An 857-nucleotide genomic window follows, 5' to 3' on the forward strand; every position below is an offset into this window, starting at 1 on the left:
ATTACAAAACACCAGCCCAATACCAAGCGACGTACGAACGGACACACAAACCTGCAGCCTAAGCAAACGAAATGGGATTTTCATACATTCTCGGTTTGGGGTGTCCACCATATTGACTTAATACCAGTTAATAATGTAGTAACTATTACATCCAATGGTCAGACCACTACAATTAATCTGAATAACTCACCTGCTACTGGAACAACTGGAACCGGTATTAAACCTTTATATGTCAGTGCAGACACTTCTGAAGGCTGGTGGGGAGACTATGCGGATAAAAGTATTTACTCCAGTAGCTCAAAGTATTGGTCGATTGGCTTAGGTGGACACGGCACTTGGTCTGGTTATCAAAGTAGTAAAAATGCAAGTGGTTTAAGCACTTATCAGAATGCAGTGGGTAATACTTCTAATGCAGAGCAAGATTGCTATGCTGCAGCCGCAGGTGCAGGGGTGAGCGGTATTATTGCAATAGTAACGGCTCCTGAAACTGCAGGTGCAGTTATCGCTGGTGTTGTGGCGATAGGTTTTGGCATAACATGCGCCACCTTTGCCGGTAAAGCTTGGACAGACCATCAAGAAGACATCTCAGCTTACTATAACATACCGGGCGTTTAATTTTTCTGAAAATACAATACAGTAAATAGGCGTATACATTATCGTGCGCCTATTTACTGTATTTTGAAGGGAAGAAGTTGTGTGTCTACTGGCGGAATAATTATGATTCTTTTTTGGATATTAATGATGGTGATATTTATTATTTGAGCGTTTTGCAGAATGGTCGTTTTGGGTGGAGGTGAAAAAGGAACAACACCTAGGGTAAGCAGACAATATTCCATATATCGGTATTCTTGCGCCGT

The 857-nt window shown here is 41.8% G+C and carries 2 protein-coding genes; one reads left to right on the forward strand and one right to left on the reverse strand.

Going from position 1 to position 857, the window contains the following annotated elements:
• On the forward strand, positions 1 to 615 hold a 615-nt coding region (locus tag J3482_RS20150), incomplete at its 5' end, for a geobacillin-26 family protein (protein WP_206923079.1).
• 53 nt (positions 616 to 668) lie between these two features.
• On the opposite strand, the gene J3482_RS20155 is transcribed toward J3482_RS20150, so the two are convergent.
• A partial coding sequence (locus J3482_RS20155; protein ID WP_206923080.1) for a hypothetical protein occupies positions 669 to 857 on the reverse strand: 189 nt, incomplete at its 5' end.

The sequence above is a fragment of the Alicyclobacillus suci genome (assembly GCF_017329615.1).
In the GTDB taxonomy this organism is placed as follows: Bacteria; Bacillota; Bacilli; order Alicyclobacillales; family Alicyclobacillaceae; genus Alicyclobacillus; species Alicyclobacillus suci.